Genomic DNA, 20,580 nt, shown 5'->3' with positions numbered 1-20,580 from the left:
CATGACCCAAGCAGTACCCGAAACGGCAGCCGAAATGGCTGCCGTCGGCGTTTCCAGAATTGCCCTCGGCGTTGAGTACAAGGGGTCCCGTTATCGTGGGTTCCAGCGTCAGCGAGCTGGCGTGCCGTCCATCCAGGAGTCGCTCGAAACTGCCCTGACAAAGGTTGCGGGAGGTCATTCCGTGACGCTCAGTTGCGCCGGGCGGACCGATGCGCTGGTTCATGCCAGCGCTCAAGTGGTTCATTTCGATACGCTTGTCTCGCGCAGCATGCATGCGTGGGTAATGGGCGCGAACATGAATCTGCCCTCGGATATCAGCGTTACCTGGGCGAAAGAAATGCCACGCCATTTCGATGCTCGTTTCAGTGCAATGGCCCGTCGATACCGCTATGTGATCTACAACGATCAGATCCGCCCGGCGCACATGGCCGAAGAGGTGACCTGGAACCACCGTCCGCTGGATATTGACCGCATGCGTGCCGCGGCTACGGCGTTTGTTGGGACGCATGACTTCAGTGCGTTTCGAGCAAGACAATGTCAGGCCAAATCACCGATCAAAACCATCCATCATCTTGAGCTGCTCGAGCACGGCCGACTGATCATCATAGACGTGCGAGCCAACGCCTTTCTGCATCACATGGTGCGCAACTTCGCAGGCGTTCTGATGACGATAGGCGCTGGTGAGCGCCCGGTCGAGTGGGCGGCTGAAGTACTCGAATCGCGGGTGCGTCGAACTGGAGGCGTTACGGCGCATCCGTATGGACTCTATCTGATCGAGGTTGACTATCCCGAGGAGTTCGAGCTGCCGAAACGGTTTCTTGGTCCACATTTCCTGTCGGGTCTGCCAGACGTGCGTCGCTGATGCGTGGAACTGGTGACTGTTGCGGCTATTAGCTTGCAGGCGACAGCTCTTTTGTTACCATCCGGACTCTCTTTCTTCAGGTAAGCATCCGTTGCCAGTCGTTCGCAGCAAGATTTGCGGGATCACTCGAGTCGAGGACGCATTGACGGTCGCCGAAGCGGGTGCCGATGCCATCGGCTTGGTGTTTTACTCCAAGAGCCCTCGCGCCGTCAGCGTGCAGCAGGCCCGCGAAATCGTCGCGGCCCTGCCGCCGTTCGTTACGTCGGTAGGCTTGTTTGTTAACGCCAGTCGTTGTGAGATCAACGAAATTCTCGACGCTGTTGCGCTGGATATGCTGCAGTTTCACGGTGATGAGACACCGGCCGACTGCGAAGGCTTCCACCGGCCCTGGTTTAAGGCGCTGCGAGTTGGCGGCGGTGAGGATATAGCTGCTCAAATTTCCCGTTATCGGAACGCCAGTGGCATTCTTCTGGATACATTCGTTGCGGGCGTGCCGGGAGGGACGGGCGAGCGCTTCGATTGGTCGTTGATTCCGGCTGCGTTGACCAAGCCCTTGATTCTCGCGGGAGGGCTAACCGTAGAGAACGTCCAGCAAGCCATCGCCGAGGTTCGGCCCTATGCGGTGGATGTCAGTGGTGGCGTGGAATCGAGTAAGGGCATCAAGGATGCTTCCAAGGTAATGGCTTTTGTCGAACGCGTGCGTTCGGCCATGTGACGCCTGGGCAGCCGTCGCCGTCCAGTAACGAGTCGCTGGTGATACCAGCACCGTGTTTGGTGATTTCCTCCGCTAGGTGGAAATCGGAGTTTCGCGGCTGCGCCTGTAGGCGCATCGCTCACGCGACCAAGAGTGCCGGCATACCTCCGGTCGCAACGATGAATGTGCCTGCAGCGCGAGCGCGCTCGGGAATGAAGCTTTGGAGAACAAGAGCATGAGCAACTGGCTGGTAGACAAACTGATCCCTTCGATCATGCGCTCAGAGACGCAGAAGAGTTCGGTCCCCGAAGGCCTCTGGCACAAGTGTCCGTCCTGCGAAGCGGTTCTGTACCGTCCTGAACTGGAAAAGACGCTCGACGTCTGCCCTAAGTGCCAGCATCACATGCGTATCGACGCCCGTACTCGCCTCGATATCTTCCTTGACGCCGACGGTCGTGAGGAGATTGCGGCGGAGTTGGAGCCGGTTGACCGCCTCAAATTCCGCGATAGCAAGAAGTATAAGGATCGCCTGACGGCGGCGCAGAAGCAGACTGGTGAGAAAGATGCGCTGGTTGCCATGAGTGGCAAGTTGGTCAATATTCCCGTGGTCGCCTGCGCCTTCGAGTTTTCCTTCATGGGAGGCTCCATGGGAGCGATTGTCGGTGAGCGTTTCGTTCGCGCCGCCAACGTTGCTCTGGAAAAGCGATGCCCGCTGGTGTGTTTCTCGGCATCGGGCGGTGCTCGGATGCAGGAAGCGCTGATTTCCTTGATGCAAATGGCGAAGACCTCCGCTGTACTGGCGCGTATGCGCGAAGAGGGCCTTCCGTTCATCTCCGTGCTGACCGATCCGGTATACGGTGGGGTCTCCGCGAGCTTGGCAATGCTAGGCGACGTGATCGTCGCGGAGCCGAAGGCCTTGATTGGTTTCGCCGGCCCTCGAGTAATCGAGCAAACCGTGCGGGAGAAGCTGCCGGAGGGCTTCCAGCGTAGTGAGTTCCTGCTGGATCACGGCGCTATCGATCTGATCATTCCGCGCTCGGAATTGCGCTCGCGCCTGTCTCGTTTGCTCGCCCAGATGCAGAAATTGCCAAGCCCGGTGGAACCTGCTCAGGTAACGGCTACTGCATGACCGGTCGTAGTCTTGCTGACTGGCTTGCCTACCTGGAGCAACTGCATCCCACTGCCATCGATATGGGCCTGGAAAGGGTTCAAGCGGTGGCAGCGCGGCTTGGTCTGACGCGTCCGGCTCCGCTGGTGGTTACTGTCACCGGCACCAACGGGAAGGGTTCGACTTGTGCCTTCATTGCAGCGTTGTTGAGCGACCAAGGTTTTAAGGTCGGCAGCTATAGTTCACCCCACCTGCAGCGCTATAACGAGCGTGTTCAGCTGGATGGTCTGCAGGCGAGCGATGCTCAGCTTTGCGCAGCGTTCGCTGCGGTAGAGGCTGCTCGCGGGGAAGTTTCTCTTACTTACTTCGAGATGGGCACGCTCGCGGCCTTTTGGTTGTTCGAGCGCAGCGGGCTTGATGCCGTGGTGCTAGAGGTTGGACTCGGTGGCCGCCTGGACGCTGTCAACATCGTTGATGCGGATCTGGCGGTTATCACCAATATCGGCCTCGATCACGCCGATTGGCTGGGCGACACGCGCGAGAGCGTCGCGTATGAAAAAGCCGGCATTCTGCGACGGAGCAAGCCAGCTCTTTGCGGGGATCTGAATGTACCAGCGCCGTTGCTGGAGCGGGCCGAAACGCTGAAAGCGCCGCTGTATATGCGTGGACGAGATTTCGATCTGGCGATGGGTCCCAATAGCTGGCATTGGCGAGGTGTCGGGCGTGCTGGAGAGGTATTGGAGCTGCATGGCTTGCCGCTGCTGTCGTTGCCCATGGAGAACGCGGCACTCGCACTGCAGGCATATGCATTGCTGGGGCTGCCTTGGGATGCCGTTCGTTTGGCTGCGGCGCTGCGGCAGACTCACGTGATCGGGCGGCTCGACAGCCGAAAGATCCTCTGGCGAGGACGCGAGATATCTCTGCTACTGGACGTTGGTCACAACCCGCACGCCGCCGGCTACCTCGCCCAGTGGCTTGAGCAGCGGCCGATAGCAGGTCGCAGGCTGGCGGTATTCGGCCTTCTTGGCGACAAGGACTTGAGTGGAGTGCTCGATGAGTTGCGCTCAAGTGTCGCCGACTGGGCCGTTGCTCCTTTACCTACCCCACGGACACAATCGGCGGCACAGTTGGCTTCGGCTCTGCTTGAGCGCGGCGCCTCAGTCAGCCAGTATGCGAGCATCGAACAGGCGCTTGACGCCCAGTGCGCCAAGGCCGAATCCACCGACGAAGTACTGGTCTTCGGATCGTTCTATTGCGTGGCGGCGGCGCTTGAGTGGCTTGAACAACAGGCTGAGGAGAATGGGGATGGCTTTGCTGGATAAGGGACTGCTGCAACGCATGGTAGGCGCACTGGTACTGATTGCGCTGGCGGTCATATTCGTACCAATGCTGTTCAATCGACAGGACGATTTGGGGCATGTCACGGTCGACGCACCCACCATTCCCGCGGCACCCGTAGTCGCTGAGATCGAGATGCAGCCGGTCGAAGTGCCGGAGCCCGAGTCTGTCCCCGAGGGCTTCGAGATCATCGGAGAAGATGCTGAGTCAGATGCAGCTCCAGCCGCTGCAGAGCAGCCGCCGGCGCCGGCACCCATCGAGCCAGTGGCTCCCGTGTCGCCTGTCCCGGCTGTGCAAGCGCCTGCAGCGCAATCGCAGCCCCCGGTTGCTGAGCCGCGGCTGGATAACAACAATTTGCCGGTCAGTTGGTCGATTCAGCTCGCCAGCCTGTCCAACCGAGCCAGTGCTGAGAGCCTGCAAAAGACCCTGCGTTCGCAAGGCTATAACGCCTACATCCGCACCGCAGAAGGCATGAATCGAGTATTCGTCGGGCCCTTGGTGGAGCGTAGCGAGGCGAATCGCCTCCGCGACGTGCTGCAGCGCCAGCAGAAGCTCGATGGCTTTGTCGTTCGCTTCAAGCCTGAAGGGAGCTGAGTTGTTGAAGCGCTGGCCGAGTTCCTTTGCGTAGGATCGACCAGCACTTCGTCGGTGGGTAGCAGGCGCGTATTCCTGGCGCTCGCGCTCTGCTAAAATCCGCCGCCTTTCTCCATTGCAGAAGTCATCGTGGTATTCACCTGGGTCGATTGGACCATTATTGCCGTCATAATTGTCTCCAGCCTGATCAGCTTGAAGCGTGGCTTCGTGAAAGAAGCGCTTTCGCTGGTTACCTGGATCATTGCCGGTGTGGTTGCATGGATGTTCGGTGGTGCGTTGTCCCACCATCTAGCGGAATACATCAGCACGCCCTCAGCGCAGGTCATTGCTGCTTGCGCTTTGCTTTTCGTGGCCACTTTGCTGGTAGGCGCGCTGGTGAATTTTCTGATCGGTGAGCTGATCAGGGTGACCGGCCTGTCCGGAACGGATCGATTCCTCGGCATGGTGTTCGGCGCCGCTCGGGGTGGTCTGTTGATCGTAGTGCTTGCCGGGCTATTGAGTCTTGCTCCGGTCGAGCAGGACCTCTGGTGGCGTGAATCGGCATTGCTGCCGCACTTTCTACTGATTGCCGATTGGTCGAAGAACCTCATTCTCGGGTTTAGCGGCCATTGGTTCGCCGGTTCGCTAAACCCGCCCGGTTAAGTTTTTATCTACGGATGCTCGGCCTGCCGTCGTATCCGGTCTGCCTGTAATAACTGAGAGGTTCCTTGCATGTGTGGCATTGTCGGCATCGTCGGTAAGTCGAACGTCAATCAGGCGCTGTATGACGCGCTTACCGTACTGCAGCACCGCGGCCAGGATGCAGCCGGTATCGTGACCAGCCACGACGGTCGTCTGTTCTTGCGCAAGGACAATGGACTGGTTCGCGACGTCTTCCAGCAGCGCCACATGCAGCGGCTGGTCGGCAATATGGGCATCGGCCATATCCGTTACCCCACCGCGGGTAGCTCGAGTTCCGCTGAGGCTCAGCCGTTTTACGTCAACTCGCCATACGGCATTACCCTCGCGCATAACGGCAATCTGACCAACGTCGATCAGCTGACCAAGGAGATCTACGAGTCGGATCTGCGTCATGTGAACACTAATTCCGATTCTGAAGTGCTGCTCAACGTGTTCGCTCATGAGCTAGCAGTGCGTGGCAAGCTGCAGCCAACTGAGGAAGACGTTTTTGCCGCGGTGAGCAAAGTCCATGATCGGTGCCGCGGTGGTTATGCGGTGGTCGCGATGGTGACCGGCTATGGCATTGTCGGCTTCCGCGACCCCAATGCGATACGTCCGATCGTCTTCGGTCAGCGTCACACCGACGAGGGCGTCGAGTACATGATCGCCTCGGAAAGTGTGTCGCTCGATGTGCTCGGCTTTACCCTGATTCGCGATCTGGCACCAGGCGAGGCGGTGTATATCACCGCCGACGGTAAGCTGTTCACGCGCCAGTGTGCGGAAGCACCGAAGCTTGCCCCTTGCATCTTCGAATACGTCTATCTGGCGCGCTCGGATTCACTCATGGACGGCGTTTCGGTGTACAAGGCGCGCCTGCGTATGGGCGAGAAGCTGGCCGACAAGATTCTGCGCGAACGTGCCGAGCACGACATCGACGTGGTGATCCCGATTCCCGACACCAGTCGTACAGCTGCGCTGGAGCTGGCTAATCGCCTGGGCGTCAAGTTCCGCGAGGGCTTCGTCAAGAATCGCTATATCGGTCGCACCTTCATCATGCCCGGCCAGGCCGCGCGCAAAAAATCGGTGCGCCAGAAGCTCAATGCCATCGAACTGGAATTCCGCGGCAAGAATGTAATGCTGGTGGACGACTCCATCGTACGCGGTACCACCTGCAAGCAGATCATTCAGATGGCGCGCGAGGCTGGGGCGAAGAATGTCTACTTCTGCTCCGCCGCACCGGCGGTCCGCTATCCGAACGTGTATGGCATCGACATGCCCAGCGCCCACGAGCTGATCGCTCACAACCGCACCACTGAAGAGGTTGCCGAACTGATCGGTGCCGATTGGCTGATCTACCAGGATCTCGAAGATCTCATCGAGGCGGTGGGTGGGGGCAAGGTCAAGATCGACAACTTCGATTGTGCGGTTTTCGATGGCAATTACATCACTGGCGACATCGACGAAGCCTATTTGCACAAGATCGAGCAGGCGCGTAATGACTTGAGCAAGGTCAAGACCAACGCGGTCAGCGCAATCATCGACCTCTACAACAACTGATTCATGCCGGTGTGGCAGTCACGGCTGCCCTGGCCGAGGTAAGAGCTATGACGACTGAATGGGAAGCCGGGCGGCTGGACAGCGATCTGCAGGGTGTCGGCTTCGACACGCTTGCGGTACGCGCCGGCCAGCGTCGTACACCGGAGGGCGAGCATGGCGAGCCGCTGTTCTTCACGTCCAGCTACGTGTTCCGCAGCGCTGCCGATGCGGCTGCTCGCTTTGCTGGCGACGTGCCGGGTAATGTTTATTCGCGCTACACCAACCCCACCGTACGCGCATTCGAAGAGCGCATTGCGGCAATGGAAGGGGCCGAGCAGGCGGTTGCGACGGCGTCCGGAATGGCCGCGATTCTCGCTACGGTGATGAGTCTGTGTTCGGCAGGCGATCATGTGCTGGTGTCGCGGAGTGTTTTCGGCGCGACTGTTTCCTTGTTCGAGAAGTACTTCAAGCGTTTCGGCGTCCAGGTCGACTACGTGCCGCTCACCGACTTCGCGGCATGGGAATCTGCCTTCAAGGAAAATACCAAGCTGGTGTTCGTCGAGTCGCCCTCCAATCCGCTGGCTGAGTTGGTGGATATAGCGGCGCTGGCGCAGCTGTGCCACGCCAAGGGTGCAATGCTGGCCGTGGATAACTGCTTCTGTACGCCAGTGCTGCAACAGCCGTTGGCGCTGGGTGCCGACATCGTCATCCATTCCGCGACCAAGTACATTGATGGCCAGGGCCGCTGTCTGGGCGGTGTGGTTGCGGGCCGTAGCGAGCAGATGAAAGAGGTAGTCGGCTTTCTTCGTACGGCCGGTCCGACGCTCAGCCCGTTCAATGCATGGGTGTTCCTCAAAGGTCTGGAAACGCTGCGACTGCGTATGCAGGCGCATTGCGCCAGCGCACAGGAGCTCGCGGAGTGGCTTGAGCAGCAGCCGGGTGTCGAGCGTGTCTACTACGCTGGTCTATCGAGCCATCCACAGCATGCGTTGGCCAAGCGTCAGCAGAAAGGCTTTGGCGCAGTGGTGAGTTTCGAGGTTTCTGGCGGCAAGGAGGCCGCGTGGCGCTTTATTGATGCCACTCGGTTGATCTCGATCACGGCCAACCTGGGTGATAGCAAAACCACCATCACTCATCCTGGCTCTACCACGCATGGTCGGCTGTCCGCTGAGGATCGCGCCACTGCAGGAATTTCTGACAGCCTGATTCGCGTAGCAGTTGGGCTGGAAGATGTTGCCGATCTCAAGGCCGATCTCGCCCGAGGGCTTGCCGCGCTCTAAGCCTGGCTACCGCGTGCTCCGGCTTGCGCAAGCAGCCGCCGGAGCACGAAGCCGGTTCACTCGTTTTTACTGACGCAGATCGATGGCCGGAGCGGGTTCGCCCCGTCCGTCGAACAGTTGCTCAGGATTCGCCGGCAGGATGCTTGGGCTGGCCGAATCGGTCTCGATCACCCGAATGTCGCTGTATTTCTTGCCGGAAAGGGCGGCTAGCCCTGCACGGTCGCGGATCACCGTGGGACGCAGGAACACCATCAGGTTACGTTTGACGTGAGTTTCCTGGGTCGAGCGGAACAGGGCGCCTAGCAGTGGAATATCTCCTAGTAGCGGTACCTTGGCGTTGGTGCGCGTCACGTCGTCCTGGATCAGGCCGCCGAGCACAATCACCTGGCCATCTTCAGCCAGAATGGTGCTCTTGATTGCGCGTTTGTTTGTCACCAGGTCCACTGCCTGCGCTGTCAAGCTAGCGCTCGGTGCAATCGAGGAGATTTCCTGTTCGATCTGCAGGCGCAGCGTGGCGCCCTCGTTGATGTGCGGCGTTACCTTCAGCGTGACACCGATATCCTGGCGCTCGATGGTGGTGAAAGGATTGTTCGCCCCGGCTGCATCGGTGGTGTAGGAGCCGGTCTGGAAGGGCACGTTCTGACCGACAAGAATTTCTGCTTCTTGATTGTCCAGCGTCAGCAAGCTCGGCGTCGACAGCAGATTGCTCTTACTGTTAGCGGAAAGTGCGGTGACCAGTGCGCCGAAACTACGTGTGCCAATTCCGATGATCGCGCCATCGGGCAGGTTGTCGGGAATTTCGTTCTCATTGATTGCATTGAGCACGCTGCCGACAGAAATACCGGTGTTGCCAAAGCTGACACCGCCGGCGCCGCCGGTGCCACCGCGTGCGTCTACCGCCCACTGCACGCCCAATGCATCAGTAATGTCACCGGAAACCTCGACAATGGCGGCTTCGACCATGACCTGAGCGCGAGGAATATCCAGCTGCCGGACGATGCTTTCCAGGGTACCGATCAGTTCTGGATCAGCGAGCAGTACCAGCGCGTTGAGGCTTTCGTCGGCGCGAATAAGGATGTTCTGCGGTCTGCGTGAGGCGGTCTCACCGTCATCGGGACCCTTCAGTCCCTCGGAAATATCACCCAGGGTCTCGGCTAGCGACTTGGCGTCGTTATGGCGCAGCCGAATCACTCGCGTGTTGGCCGAGCGGGTAGTCGGCGTGTCGAGTGACTGCGCCAACGATGCGAGCTTTCCACGAGCTTCGTTTGGACCAATGAATATCAGCCTATTGGTACGTGAGTCGGCAATGATCTGCACGCCGGAAGTGGTTTTCGCATCGCCACGCAGCAGTGAATTACGCAGCACTTCGGCGATGTCCACGGCCCAGCCGTGCTGCAGATTTAGCACGCCATAGTCGTTGCTTTCGGCTCGGTCGAGTTGGCGTACCAGGTCCTGGATGCGGGCGATGTTGGCGCTACGGTCACTGATGATCAGAGCGTTCGCAGACGAGACCGCGGCAAGATGACCGAACTGCGGGACGAGCGGACGAATCAACGGGATCAGTTCTGCGGCGGATGTGTGCTGCACCTGAATCACGCGGGTCTCGAGCTGGTCACCGCCCGAAGGCCCGCCGCCTGCTTCTGCCTTTGCTTCGGCATTGGGAACCACGCGAGCGACATCGCCTTGGGTTAGCACGCTGAACCCGTGCGTGGCCATCACCGAAAGAAATAGCTGATACACCTCGCTAAGTGAAAGTGTTGCATTGGAAACGACGCTGACCTGCCCTTTAACCCGAGGATCGACGATGAACGTCTGTCCGCTGAGCTGGCTTATCTGATCGATGAAGGCACGGATATCCGCATCCTTGAGGTTGATGGTCCAACCGTCCTGTTGGGTGTTACTCGGTTCGATTCCGCGTTCGGCGGCAAGCAAGGGTAGGGGGACGGCCAGCAGGCTGGTGGCGAGCAGGGCAAGCAACGGGCGCGAAAAAGGCTTCGGCATCGGTCAATCGTCTTCCATGGGCTGGTCATTGGCGGGCGAGGCGTCGGGCTGATTGACGGCTTCTTCTAGTTGTTGGCGCAAGGCATCCATCTGTTGCTGCATCAGCTGCGTCTCCTCATCCGGTGGCTCTGCATAAGGTGATTCGTCCTGGTAAGACGCGTCGGTTAGCTCATCGGGAATGTAGCTTGGCGAGCGAACCTGGGGAAATTGCAGGATTTCAACGGTGCCGTTGCGCGACAGTTCCACGCGATCAGGGTAGACCCGATGTAGGCTGACACCACTCGCTAGCTCTTCTCCCTGCCAGTAAAGCCGTGGCGGCTGTCCATCGACTTGAACGATTGCGCTCGAACGCTGCGGCTCGCGATGCACGAAACTGCCACGCAGAGTGAAGCCGCTAGCCGCGGCAGTGGACGCATAGGAATCGGAGGAGGCGGCTGAGCCGAAAAGGATTTCCAACCGCTGCATGTCTGGCCCGCCTAGGTTTCCCGAACCTTGCTCATAGATATCGGTGGGCGCAGGGGCGCGGGATAGGCTCATCCATTGCTCGATCTGCATCGCGAGGTAAACCCCGAACAGGCAGAGAAACACGGTGCTGATGATCAGTGGAGCGTAGCGGCGGTAATTGCGCAGTTTTCCCGGCAGTGGCAAGCGAAATACTCCGTGGCGCTTTTGTTGTTCGGTTCCCTGTACGCAGGCTGCTTCTGTCAGGCGATACAGCACTTGTAGAACACTTTCGACGATACCGCAGCAAATTTGCAGGCACCGTTGGCGGAACGATGGTGCATGCGCAAAGTTACAAAGTGACGTGGCAGCTTCTGTTGACCACAGTTCCGTTAAAAAAATTCAATGCTGTTGTTGACTTAGCGTAGGGGGGTGAGTAAATTGCGCGCCTCGCAAGGCGATCGGCTGATTAGCTCAGCTGGGAGAGCACCTGCATCACACGCAGGGGGTCGGCGGTTCGATCCCGTCATCAGCCACCAACCTTTGTGAGATTTCGGACGAAAGTCCGGCCGACGCGCAGCGGTAGTTCAGTCGGTTAGAATACCGGCCTGTCACGCCGGGGGTCGCGGGTTCGAGTCCCGTCCGCTGCGCCATACAACTCCGCTCACTTCCTTTGGAAGTGATGAGACAAAAGAAGCTGCCCAAGGGCAGCTTTTTTTGTGCCTGTCGAATAGTGGCAGCTGGTCAGCCTTGCACTATTCAGCACCTGCGGTGCCCCGTTTGGTGGCGAGTCGACTAAGTTGCTCAAGGCACCAGCGGCCATGCGGCCGGTTATATCCGTACCTTCGGTCATGGTGGTGGGGACCCCAGCAGCACAATCCTGACCTCATGGGAATCAGCGAAATGCTATGGGCTCTCGCATTTGCCAAATAGTGCGTCGAGCTCCGCTCCAGAGGCCGCGTTGGCAAAACCATCGAATCGTCCATGCTCGGCGATGGACCGTGCCGCCTGCAGAAAACCGGCCCATGCCGCTCGGGCCAAGGCGCCGCCGACGCTGATGCGCCTGACGCCGAGGTCGGCGAGGTCCTGAACGGTCAGGTCGCTGTTCCAGCCAATCAATACATTGACCGGCTTTGGCGAGACTGCCTCGATGACGGCCCTGATCTGCTCGCGGGTTCTCAGGCCTGGTGCATACAGGCAGTCGGCGCCTGCATCGGCATAGGCTTTCAGGCGTGCAAGTGTGTCGTCGAGATCAGGCCGATCCACGAAGAAGTTCTCGGCGCGCCCGATCAGCAATGTTTCGCCTCCGGTAGCGTCGATCGCCTCACGCGCCGCGCACATCCGTTCGGTGGCTTCGGCAAGCTCGCGCAACGGCTCGCGCGGGTCACCTGTGGAGTCCTCGATGGAAATACCCGCGACGCCGGTTCCGACCGCCAAGTCCACGCTTTTGGCCACGCCTTCGGGTGTATCGGCGTAGCCACTCTCGAAGTCGGCGTTCACCGGCAAATGGGTGGCTTGGGCCATATAGCGCATATGGGCCAGGACTTCGTCGCGCGACATCTTTCCGTCGGCGCGGGCACACGACCAGGCGTAGCCGGAGCTGGTCGTCGCCAGCGCCTTGAAACCGAGGCCTGCGAGGACGCTCGCGCTGCCGGCGTCCCAGGGGTTGGGCAGAACGAAGCAGCCTGATTGGTGCAGCGCACGAAAGGCGGCACGTTTTTGCGACACACTGGGATGGACCATGAACCCTCCTGGTTGACGAGATGGGTGGGGTACGACACTTTTCGATTCGCCGCAGCGCGTCGTCAAAGACTAGATCGGATAGGGCGTGCCGTGGTTTTTCAGAACATGCGCTGCAGGGTGCCACAGCGCTACTGAATTTCCCTGCGGGCGACCGTGACTAATGCGCCGCCGTGATATCCGCGCTGGGCACCTCGCTGCGCTACGACGTTGCGCTACGACGTTGCGTGAAGACTGAAGAGGGCGGTTGTGATGACTGGCGGGGAGGGCATCGCCCGCACCTACCCGTCTGACGTACCGTTTGCGCTCGCGTGTCCTGGCTTCTACAACGTAACGTGCAGCCACCAACCGCCCGGCAATGCCATAACGAGGATTTGATGACGACCGACAAGCAGCAATTTGCCAGCGACAACTATTCCGGCATCTGCCCTGAAGCCTGGGAAGCCATGGCGAGGGCGAACCTGGGCCACGACAGGGCATACGGCGACGACCAATGGACTGCCCGCGCGGCCGATCACTTCCGCGCGTTGTTCGAGACCGACTGCGAGGTGTTCTTCGCCTTCAACGGTACGGCGGCCAATTCCCTGGCGTTGTCGTCCCTCTGCCAGAGCTACCACAGCGTGATCTGCGCCGACATCGCCCACGTCGAGACGGACGAATGCGGCGCGCCGGAGTTCTTCTCCAACGGCTCCAAGCTGCTGCTCGGCAGGACCGAGCAGGGCAAGCTGACGCCTGCTGCCATTCGCGAGATCGCGCTGAAGCGCAAGGACATCCATTACCCCAAGCCACGCGTGGTCAGCCTGACCCAGGCCACGGAAGTCGGTACTGTCTACCAGCCCGCCGAGCTGCGTGCCATCAGCGACACCTGCAAGGACCTGGGGCTGCACCTGCACATGGACGGCGCGCGCTTCGCCAATGCCTGCGCTCACCTGGGCATGTCGCCCGCCGAACTGAGCTGGAAAGCCGGCGTCGATGTGCTCTGTTTCGGTGGCACCAAGAACGGCATGGCGGTCGGCGAGGCCATCCTGTTCTTCAATCGCGAACTGGCCACCGATTTCGAGTACCGCTGCAAGCAGGCTGGCCAGCTTGCCTCCAAGATGCGATTTCTGTCGGCACCGTGGGTCGGGCTTCTGGAAAACGGCGCCTGGCTGAGATACGCCGAACACGCCAACCGTTGTGCCCAGCTGCTGGCCGAGTTGATTCAACCGTTGCCTGGCGTCGAGTTGATGTTTCCGGTGCAGGCCAATGGCGTCTTCGTCAGCCTGCCGCCACCGGCACTGGAGGCGCTCAGGAACCGTGGCTGGATGTTCTACACCTTCATCGGCGTCGGCGGTGCGCGCTTCATGTGCTCGTGGGATACCAGCGAAGCGCGGGTACGCCAGCTGGCCGATGACATACGTGCGGCGGTAACCGACGCCCTGTAGCTGGCGAAAATCTGCCCGCTCGCGTAGTGGCCTCGGCAATACGCGGGCAGCGGCTACTGAGCGCTGCTCATCTGGATAAGATTGCCAGCGCTATCGTTAGGCTAGACGCTGGCTTGCTCGCGCAAGGCGCGGCGGAACGCCTGTGCCACAGGCCCGAGTGGCTCATCCAGCCGGTGCGCCAGGTAGGCTTCGGACTGCACCTCGCTGTTCCTGCCAAGGTCGGGAATGGCGACGCGCGCCAGCCGCCCTGAAGCCAGATCCTCCTCAACCAGCCATGCCGGGAGCCGTCCCCAGCCGAGTCCGGCGCGAATCAGTGCGACCTTCGCTTCCTGGGTATTCACCCGACAGGTGAAGGGCGACAGAACGCCGAATGAGCGGCCCTCGGAGAGTGGCGTGGGATCGGCAAGCACGATCTGCAGATGGCCGGCGAGATCCGGCACGCCGAGTGGCGCACGGCTGCCGAGGTCGGCCAGCGGATGACCGCTGCGTACGACGGCAATCTGCGCAATCGAGCCAATCGCCTCCAGCGCCAGCCGGGGATTGCGAAAATCCTCGCCGACGATGATCGCGAGCGTGCAGCGCCTCTCATCCAGCGCTGCGATGGGGCCACCCAGGGCCTGTGACTCCAGGCGAAAGCCGGTGGAAGGAAAGTCGACGCTGGCCTGGGTAATGGCGAGCGCCACCGATTCGACCGGAAACAGCGTATCCACCACCAGGGTCAGTTCCAGTTCGACACCCGCACCCAGCGCCCGCGCCCGAGCACGCATGGCATCGGCGCGCAGCAGGATGTCGCGGGCGTGGGCCAGCAGTGCCTGACCTTCCTGAGTGAGGACCGGGCGGTAGCCGCTGCGATCGAACAGCTGCAGGCCCAGTTCCGTCTCCAGATTCGCGATGGCATGGCTGATGGCCGATTGCACGCGCAGCAGCCGTGCCGCGCCGGATCGAAAGCTGCCGCTGTCGGCCACAGTTACGAACGTACGAATCTGATCCAGTGTCATGCCATCGAGCATGATCTGCTCCATAGATCGAGTTGATCGAAATTTAATCACTCTGCGAGAGCGTTTTTAGTCATTAGCCTGGCTCCAGTCAATGCCATCGGAGGACTGCAGCAATGACGAACGTACTGGTGCTCTATTACTCATCCTATGGGCATGTCGAAGCACTTGCCGATGCCGTCGCCGAGGGCGCACGCGAAGCGGGCGCGTTGGCAGACGTCAAACGGGTGCCCGAACTCGTTCCGCAAGAGGTCGCGCGGAACGCGGGGTACAAGATGGTCCAGCCCGCGGATACGGCGACCGTGGCGGAACTGCCGAACTACGACGCCATCGTGATCGGCACGCCGACGCGTTTCGGCAACATGGCCGCGCAGATGAAGAACTTCCTCGATCGATGTGGCGGGCTATGGGCCGAGGACCGGCTGGTCGGCAAGGTGGGCAGCGTTTTCACTTCGACCGGCAGCCAGCATGGGGGCCAGGAGAGCACGATTCTGGCGACGCACACCGTACTGCTTCATCTGGGGATGGTGGTGGTCGGGCTGCCGTACAGCTTCAAGGGGCAGCTGCGGATGGATGCCATAACCGGTGGCACGCCCTATGGCGCCTCGACGCTGGCCGATGACGGCAGCGGCGGTGACCGCCAGCCGAGCGAAAATGAACTGCAGGGCGCTCGTTACCAGGGCTGGCACGTCGCTCGCGTGGCCGCCGCACTCGCCGCCAATCCGGTCGGGGTGCCTGAATGAATGCCGTCCGGCAGCCCCGCGCGAGGCTGGTCGTCTGGGTCGTGCTCGGCTGCGGAGTCGTGGCGGCTCTGCACTTGGGTAAGGCTGCCATTGCCACACCGTTGCTACAGGCGGACCTTGGGGTCGATCTCGCCGGGGCCGGCTGGCTGACCGGCATATTCGCGGTGCTCGGCTTGCTCGGGGGAGCGGCGGTCGGTGCGGTGGTGGCAGCAGTCGGAGATCGGCGGGCCCTGCTGCTGGGGCTCGTGGTAATCGCGGTTGCCGGCGTCGCGGGCGCCGCCGCACCGTCATTCGCACTGCTGCTGATTTCCCGGCTGCTGGAAGGGCTCGGATTCCTGCTCATCATTGTCGCCGGGCCGGCGATTCTGGAACGATTGACGACCGGCGCTGCGCGCGACAGCGCCTTCTCGCTGTGGAGTTGCTTCATGCCGAGCGGGATGGCACTGGCCATGATCGGCGGGCCGCTGTTCCAGACATGGCAGGGGTTGTGGTGGTCGGGTTCGGCGTTGGCGGTAATCGCCGCGGTGGCGGTGGGCTGCTGCATACCCGTTGGCGTTTCGTCCGGCATGCCCGGACGGCTACTGGGACATATTCGGCGCGTGCTGTTCTCCCGAGCCAGCGTTTTGCTGGCGTTTGGTTTCGCGCTGTACAGCCTGATGTTTTTTGCCCTGTTCAGCTTTCTGCCGGTTCTGCTGATGGAGCGCATGGATATCTCATATCGGAGTGCGGGGCTGTTGAGCGCGCTGGCCAGTGTGGTCAATGTCAGCGGCAACCTTGCTGCTGGCTATCTGCTCACACGCGGGGCCGGTCGTGGTTCGCTGATCCTGTTTGCCAGCGGCGTCATGGGTGCGGCCGGACTAGGCATATTCCTGGGCTGGTTCGAACCGCAGGCGACCTTCCTGCTGTGCCTGCTGTTTTCAGCCGTGGGTGGGTTGATCCCGGCCACGCTGCTGGCATCCGCACCGTTGGCAGCGCGGAAGACCTTCCTCGTTCCAATTGCGGTTGGCCTGATGATGCAGGGCAGCAATCTTGGGCAACTGCTGGGCCCGGTGCTGGTCGGCGGCTTGACCGCGGCTTTCGGTTGGAACGCCGCCGGCCCGGTTGTACTGCTTGCGGCGTTGGCCGCCGGGGTGACTGCGCTCCTTTTGCCTGCAGCACTGCAGCGCGAACCGGGGAAGGACGGCAGCCCTGGGCGTGCCAGAAACGGCGACGTGCAGTACTGATCCGATATGCGTGGCGAGCCGTCCTTGGATAGCTGGCACCATGGCAGAACGGGATGAAGCGATCTGGCGCCCTGAAATGGGGCTCGGTTGTGACCGGTGCGTCACATTATGGTGCGCCGTTCCGGGCTGGAGGCAGGGCGAGGGCTCGATCAGTGGCCATGTGCTATCCATGGAGCGTTTCTTGCTGAGCATTGGTTTTTACTGCCTTTCTGCTCACTCCGGGCGACAGCCTCAACATTTTCGCGGCTCTGGGGTGATTGCAGGATCATCACGCCAAGTCCAAACCAATGACTCACGAAACCCCTGCCAGAAACAATCGCCGGAGCAGCCTGCTTACCTGTGAAGTGCTGGACCGCTCGCGCGTGCTCGACACGTTGGTGAACAACCTCGAAGGAATGGCCTACCGCTGCCGCAACGACGCACCCTGGACGATGATATTCGTCAGCCAGGGCTCGCAGGGCTTGTGCGGCTACAGTGCTGCGGATCTGGTCGACGACAACGGCATTTCATGGGACTGGATCACCCACCCGGATGACCGGCTTCGCGTCCGTCGCTGCATCGATACTGCTGTCGCCGGAATGGGCCGATTCACCGTGCATTACCGGATCCGCACGGCTGCGGGTAACCTCAAATGGGTGATCGAGCGGGGCGTCGCGGTGCCGGACGAGCAGGGCGAGATCGTGGTGGAGGGCTTCATCGAGGACATCACCGCCCAGAAGGCTGTGCTAGAAGCGCTGGAACAGGCTGAACTGCGCTACCGCAGCATCTTCGAGAACGCTTCAGAAGGTATTTTCCAATCGACTCGCGATGGCCATTATCTGGCCGCCAACCCTGCGCTCGCACGAATCTACGGTTATGACAGTGCGTCCGAGCTAGTGGCTGACTTGGCCGACATAGAGCGCCGGTTGTATGTCCAGGGCGGTCGTCGCGAGGCGTTTTGCCAGTTGATGGAGCTGCAGGGCGAGGTGCTCAACTTTGAGTCCGAGGTCTATCGACGCGACGGCACACGCATCTGGATTTCCGAGAACGCGCATGTGGTGCGCGGTTCCAGCGGCGAGTTCATCTGCTACGAAGGAACAGTGCAGGACATCTCCGAGCGCAAACACTACCAACAGCAGCTCGAGCGGCAGGCCAATCACGACCTGCTGACTGGCCTGCCCAATCGCATTCTGCTCAATGACCGTATCGAACAAGGCCTGGCGCGCGCGGCGCGTCTTGGCTATTACCTGACCTTGGTGTTCATTGATCTGGACAACTTCAAGTTCATCAATGATGGGCTTGGCCATGTTGTCGGCGACGAGTTGCTAAAGAACATTGCCGCGCGCCTTGCCGGGAGTCTGCGAAGCTCCGACACCGTCGCTCGGGTGGGTGGTGATGAGTTCGTACTGGTGCTTAGCGATCACTACCGCGTCAGCACGGTGATTTCGTTATTGGAGCGGGTGTTGAACGAGATTAGCCGTCCCGTAACGCTTGCCGGACGTGAGTTTCAGGTTGGTGCGAGCCTTGGCGTGGCAATGTTTCCTGCCGACGGTGAGGATGCTCAGACTCTGCTAAAGCATGCCGATATCGCGATGTACGCAGCCAAGAGGCGGGGGCGTAACAACTTTCAGTTTTTTACCCAAGACCTCAATCGGGTTGCCGACGAACGTCTGAACCTTGAAGCGGCGATGCGTATCGCATTGGAACGTGACGAGTTTGCGGTGCATTACCAGCCAAAGGTAGATGCATCGCGCCGCATCGTCGGGTTCGAAGCGCTGGCGCGTTGGACGCACGCCGAGCTTGGCGTGATCGGGCCGGATCGCTTCATTCCGGTGGCCGAGGAAAGCGGGCTGATCATGCCGCTGACGCTGGCTATCCTGCGCCGAGCTGTCAGTGATGCGCGACAGTGGAACGAGGGGCGCGCCACGCCACTGCTGGTAGCTGTGAACCTGTCGCCCTTGCTGTTTCTTGGCGGTGACATCGTCGAGCGAATTGCGGCGGTAATGGATGAGGTAGGTATGCCACCGACACAGGTCGAACTGGAAATCACCGAAACGGTGTTTCTCGGCGATGACACTCGGGCGGTCTCGATTCTCGCCGAGTTCAAATCGCGCGGCTTCCGACTGGCGATGGATGACTTCGGTACCGGCTACTCGGCGCTCAGCTATCTGCGACGATTTCCGCTGGACATCATCAAGATCGATCGTTCGTTGGTCACCGGGCTCGAGCAAGAGGAGGAGGTGGCGATGATCGCCCGTGCTGCCATATCGCTAGGCAAGAGCCTGCACAAGACAGTGGTGGCGGAGGGCGTGGAAAACCTCGCTCAATTCGAATTTCTTCGCCGTAATGGCTGCGACGAATTTCAAGGGTACCTGTTGTCGCGGCCAATGCCCGCTGTGCAGGTCGCCGCATTGCTGGCCGCGGGAGGGGTCGTCCGCTTGTAGCTGTTCTATCGTCAGCGCTCGGTAGGGATGGCACCATCCTGCCAGAGTTGCACCAGCTCTCGCGGAGCGCGTTCTTCGGCTATTTGCAGGATCATTTCGGCATCGGCGTCCTCGCGGCGATAGTGCAACTCAACCCTGAAGAAGCGCTGGTCGCCGCCACCGACATTCTTGCTGGCAATTGGCAGGCAGCGTTCGACTACCGAGCAAAGCTCGCGCCGCTGCGCGTCGTCGCAGTCGACGAACTCGATCTGCCTGGCGCGCGCTAGACCTGGGGCTGCGGCAAATCCCCCTTGGCGCGAGACGCGGAGTGATGTTTCCGGCCCCAGTGCTGGCATTTTCATCGTGCCTCCTCAGCGTAGTGCGACGCCCACCGACGTCCATGCTTCATATAGCGCCTGAACCTGCGGCGACTGGCGACCAGACAGCTGCGTCGCGTGGGCCAGCGTCGCTTCGGCGAACGTAGTGAAATCCGCGTCGTTCGGTAGCTGTGGGTCACAAATGGTGTTGTACCAGATGCGTCCTGCTTGGTCCCAGGCGTAACCACCGAGGGCCGTAGCAGTGAGGTAGAACGCCCGGTTAGGAATACCCGAGTTTAGGTGCACGCCGCCATTGTCCTCACGGGTTTCGATGAAGTCGCGCATGTGCGCCGGTTGCGGGTCGCGGCCGAGCAACGGGTCGTCATAGGCACTACCTGGATTGGCCATGGAGCGCAGCGCCACACCCTGCACCTTGTCAGTGAGCAACTCGGCACCGATCAACCAGTCCGCCTCTGCGGCGCTCTGGCGCAGGGCGTACTGCTTGGTCAGTACGCCAAAAACGTCTGATACGGACTCGTTCAACGCTCCCGACTGGTTGAAGTAGACCAAACCTGCTTCGCTCTCGATCAGCCCGTGTGCGAGCTCGTGTGCGACCACATCGAGCGATCGCGTGAAGCGCTGGAACAGCTCGCCATCGCCATCACCAAAAACCATCTGCTCGCCATTCCAGAATGCGTTTTCATAGCCTTGGCCGTAGTGCACAGTGCCGATCAGCGGCATGCCCAGATCGTCAATCGAGTCGCGTTGGAACACCTGCCAAAAGAACTCATAGGTTGCGCCGAGTCCATCGTAGGCCTCGTCCACCGCCGGATCGCCCGTGGGAGGTTGCCCCTCACGACGGCGCGGGGTGCCGGGTAACTGCATGCGTTGCTCAGCATCGTGGATGAGTCGCTGCGGATGACCGGGCGTACGTTGTTCGCCAAATGCGGCGATCACCGTGGGGTGTGGAGGGCCGGGATTGGGCAGCAGGCTGTGCAGATGATCCAGCGTGCCCAAGGCGCGTTCACGCTGGTAGGGCGAGCCGTGGTCGATGATGCGGTCGAGTATGTACGGCGGGATGAAGGCGTGGATGGGCACCGACGGTACTCCTGATTTGGCGGGGCACTGATCAGCATAGACCTGAGTCGAGTTGCCAGGTCGACCGCCCATCAAAGGACTGCGCGACGATCTGGCGCGGCGATTACGGCGCACCCTTGGCGCG

General features: G+C 60.7%; 18 protein-coding genes and 2 tRNA genes. 14 read left to right on the top strand and 6 right to left on the bottom strand.

Annotation, left to right across the window (positions count from 1 at the left end; genetic code table 11):
• Nucleotide 1 precedes the first annotated feature (1 nt).
• The 8 genes from truA (at nt 2) to AAEZ08_RS21305 (ending at nt 8,072) form a co-directional block, all read left to right on the top strand.
• Complete coding sequence (gene truA / locus AAEZ08_RS21340; protein ID WP_036992143.1) at nt 2-862, top strand: tRNA pseudouridine(38-40) synthase TruA; 861 nt, start codon at nt 2-4, stop codon at nt 860-862.
• Nucleotides 863-953: 91 nt separating this feature from the next.
• On the top strand, nt 954-1,577 hold the full coding sequence (locus AAEZ08_RS21335) for a phosphoribosylanthranilate isomerase (RefSeq protein ID WP_483032050.1): 624 nt from the start codon (nt 954-956) through the stop codon (nt 1,575-1,577).
• Nucleotides 1,578-1,791: 214 nt separating this feature from the next.
• Nucleotides 1,792-2,685 carry an acetyl-CoA carboxylase, carboxyltransferase subunit beta gene (accD, locus tag AAEZ08_RS21330; RefSeq protein ID WP_003285310.1) on the top strand — a complete coding sequence of 298 codons (894 nt, stop codon included), beginning with the start codon at nt 1,792-1,794 and terminating at the stop codon, nt 2,683-2,685.
• A complete protein-coding gene (gene folC / locus AAEZ08_RS21325) occupies nt 2,682-3,986 on the top strand; it encodes a bifunctional tetrahydrofolate synthase/dihydrofolate synthase (protein WP_102819809.1) in 1,305 nt (434 codons plus the stop codon). Before accD ends, folC begins: the two co-directional genes overlap by 4 nt.
• On the top strand, nt 3,970-4,596 hold the full coding sequence (locus AAEZ08_RS21320) for an SPOR domain-containing protein (protein WP_500125098.1): 627 nt from the start codon (nt 3,970-3,972) through the stop codon (nt 4,594-4,596). Before folC ends, AAEZ08_RS21320 begins: the two co-directional genes overlap by 17 nt.
• A gap of 129 nt (nt 4,597-4,725) precedes the next feature.
• Nucleotides 4,726-5,238 carry a CvpA family protein gene (locus AAEZ08_RS21315; protein WP_500125097.1) on the top strand — a complete coding sequence of 171 codons (513 nt, stop codon included), beginning with the start codon at nt 4,726-4,728 and terminating at the stop codon, nt 5,236-5,238.
• A gap of 69 nt (nt 5,239-5,307) precedes the next feature.
• Nucleotides 5,308-6,813, top strand: a complete 1,506-nt coding sequence (gene purF / locus AAEZ08_RS21310; protein WP_003285315.1) for an amidophosphoribosyltransferase — start codon at nt 5,308-5,310, stop codon at nt 6,811-6,813.
• A 47-nt stretch (nt 6,814-6,860) separates the two neighbouring features.
• Nucleotides 6,861-8,072: an O-succinylhomoserine sulfhydrylase gene (locus AAEZ08_RS21305; RefSeq protein ID WP_003285317.1), complete on the top strand. Its 1,212-nt coding sequence runs from the start codon at nt 6,861-6,863 to the stop codon at nt 8,070-8,072.
• Between the two features lie 66 nt (nt 8,073-8,138).
• Here AAEZ08_RS21305 and gspD read toward each other — a convergent pair whose 3' ends face one another.
• Both gspD and AAEZ08_RS21295 read right to left on the bottom strand, forming a co-directional pair.
• Entirely contained in the window at nt 8,139-10,073 is a 1,935-nt protein-coding gene (gene gspD, locus AAEZ08_RS21300; RefSeq protein WP_181067277.1) for a type II secretion system secretin GspD, read from the bottom strand.
• A 3-nt stretch (nt 10,074-10,076) separates the two neighbouring features.
• Entirely contained in the window at nt 10,077-10,721 is a 645-nt protein-coding gene (locus AAEZ08_RS21295) for a type II secretion system protein N (protein ID WP_058065909.1), read from the bottom strand.
• 256 nt (nt 10,722-10,977) lie between these two features.
• Here AAEZ08_RS21295 and AAEZ08_RS21290 point away from each other — a divergent pair.
• Together AAEZ08_RS21290 and AAEZ08_RS21285 are read left to right on the top strand one after the other, a co-directional pair.
• Nucleotides 10,978-11,053, top strand: a tRNA-Val gene (locus AAEZ08_RS21290).
• Between the two features lie 37 nt (nt 11,054-11,090).
• A tRNA-Asp gene (locus tag AAEZ08_RS21285) sits at nt 11,091-11,167 on the top strand.
• A 253-nt stretch (nt 11,168-11,420) separates the two neighbouring features.
• Here the strand turns inward: AAEZ08_RS21285 and AAEZ08_RS21280 are convergent.
• The gene (locus AAEZ08_RS21280; protein WP_102819804.1) at nt 11,421-12,257 is read right to left on the bottom strand and encodes an isocitrate lyase/PEP mutase family protein; all 837 of its coding nucleotides are present in this window, start codon (nt 12,255-12,257) and stop codon (nt 11,421-11,423) included.
• Between the two features lie 374 nt (nt 12,258-12,631).
• On the opposite strand from AAEZ08_RS21280, the gene AAEZ08_RS21275 reads away from it, so the two are divergent.
• Entirely contained in the window at nt 12,632-13,678 is a 1,047-nt protein-coding gene (locus AAEZ08_RS21275; RefSeq protein ID WP_102819803.1) for a threonine aldolase family protein, read from the top strand.
• A 101-nt stretch (nt 13,679-13,779) separates the two neighbouring features.
• Here the strand turns inward: AAEZ08_RS21275 and AAEZ08_RS21270 are convergent, their stop codons facing one another.
• Nucleotides 13,780-14,688, bottom strand: a complete 909-nt coding sequence (locus tag AAEZ08_RS21270) for a LysR family transcriptional regulator (RefSeq protein ID WP_500125096.1) — start codon at nt 14,686-14,688, stop codon at nt 13,780-13,782.
• Between the two features lie 101 nt (nt 14,689-14,789).
• Here AAEZ08_RS21270 and wrbA point away from each other — a divergent pair, with 101 nt between their 5' ends.
• The 3 genes from wrbA (at nt 14,790) to AAEZ08_RS21255 (ending at nt 19,062) form a co-directional block, all read left to right on the top strand.
• Nucleotides 14,790-15,416, top strand: a complete 627-nt coding sequence (gene wrbA / locus AAEZ08_RS21265; protein WP_482693294.1) for an NAD(P)H:quinone oxidoreductase — start codon at nt 14,790-14,792, stop codon at nt 15,414-15,416.
• Nucleotides 15,413-16,639 (top strand): MFS transporter, encoded by a 1,227-nt coding sequence (locus AAEZ08_RS21260; RefSeq protein ID WP_482693292.1) that lies wholly within the window; start codon nt 15,413-15,415, stop codon nt 16,637-16,639. Before wrbA ends, AAEZ08_RS21260 begins: the two co-directional genes overlap by 4 nt.
• Nucleotides 16,640-16,926: 287 nt before the next feature.
• Entirely contained in the window at nt 16,927-19,062 is a 2,136-nt protein-coding gene (locus AAEZ08_RS21255) for a putative bifunctional diguanylate cyclase/phosphodiesterase (RefSeq protein ID WP_003285325.1), read from the top strand.
• An 11-nt stretch (nt 19,063-19,073) separates the two neighbouring features.
• Here AAEZ08_RS21255 and AAEZ08_RS21250 read toward each other — a convergent pair whose 3' ends face one another.
• Both AAEZ08_RS21250 and AAEZ08_RS21245 read right to left on the bottom strand, forming a co-directional pair.
• Nucleotides 19,074-19,403 (bottom strand): protealysin inhibitor emfourin, encoded by a 330-nt coding sequence (locus AAEZ08_RS21250; RefSeq protein ID WP_058065916.1) that lies wholly within the window; start codon nt 19,401-19,403, stop codon nt 19,074-19,076.
• 9 nt (nt 19,404-19,412) lie between these two features.
• A complete protein-coding gene (locus AAEZ08_RS21245; RefSeq protein ID WP_102819800.1) occupies nt 19,413-20,456 on the bottom strand; it encodes a M4 family metallopeptidase in 1,044 nt (347 codons plus the stop codon).
• Nucleotides 20,457-20,580 lie beyond the last annotated feature (124 nt).

Origin of the sequence: Pseudomonas sp. E45-MNA-CIBAN-0222, assembly GCF_040310405.1 — a bacterium.
Classification (GTDB): Bacteria; Pseudomonadota; Gammaproteobacteria; order Pseudomonadales; family Pseudomonadaceae; genus Stutzerimonas; species Stutzerimonas stutzeri_AC.
This window is presented reverse-complemented; position numbering and strand designations above follow the sequence as displayed.